The following is a 970-nucleotide window of genomic DNA, read 5'->3' on the forward strand; positions in this document are numbered from 1 at the left end:
CTGTGTCCCGTTCTGTGCCGCTGACGCGCGCACCGCGAACAACAGCCGGCCCGGGTCACCGAGCCAGGCCGCGACCTGGTCCAACGGGTTTACCGTGGATATCGGGTGCAGCGGTACCGCACGGTGCGCGCGTATGTCGTATGGGTCACGGCCGTGCCCCGGTGACAGGAGCGGGCCGATCAGGGCGGAGGCCGCCGCGACGGCTACCGCCGCAACCACCCCGATGACGGCTCGGCTCGCGGACGATCCGGATCCACCGCGGCCGCTGGCGGTCGTCAACGACCGGATCTCGGCGCGCCGGCACAGTATGAGCAGCCCGGACGCCGCCACCAGAGCGGCCGCGACCAGCAGGTTCGACCCCGGGGCGGACACCGTCAGCGTCACCCCGGCCACGAAGACCACGACTGCCGGGACGGCTGGGAGCAGCACCGTCCGCGTCCTTGCCACCAGTTCCGCACCGACGCCAGCCGCAAGCCACGTCAACGCCTGCGGCACCACCAGCAGATCCGGCGAATCCGGCGCCGGCAGGGTCACCGCCAGCAGCCGGGCCCAGCCGTTGAGCAGACCGTCGCCGACCGCGGGCAGCACACCGGGAACCGTCGGCGAACCGTGCCAGAACAGCGTCACCGCGACGACGCCCAGCCACAGCGCGGCCCAGGCCAGCAGCGACAACGGCAACGGCAGCGACAAAGACAACGGCACCCGGCGACGGCGGGGCGTCCCCGCGAGCAGCGCCACGGCGACCACCGGCACGACCGCCGCCAGCGCGACCGGGCCGGTGAGCGGGCCCCAGCCGAACGCCCGGTGAAACGATCCGCCGGCAAGCCCGGCCATCACCGTGACCACGGCAAAGCTCCCGGCCCGGGACCAGAGCGCCGTCACCGTACCCTCCCGGTGGGAGTCGCCGGCCACGCCGGCACCAGCGCGGCGGCATCGGCGAGATCCAGGACACGCAGTCGTTCGCCGCCCG

General features: G+C 73.7%; 1 pseudogene. It reads right to left on the minus strand.

Annotation, left to right across the window (positions count from 1 at the left end):
- A pseudogene (locus MJ783_RS14400) lies at positions 1-882 on the minus strand (hypothetical protein); the annotation flags it as partial.
- Positions 883-970 lie beyond the last annotated feature (88 nt).

Origin of the sequence: Protofrankia sp. Cj3, from assembly GCF_917627355.1 — a bacterium.
In the GTDB taxonomy this organism is placed as follows: domain Bacteria; phylum Actinomycetota; class Actinomycetes; order Frankiales; family Frankiaceae; genus Protofrankia.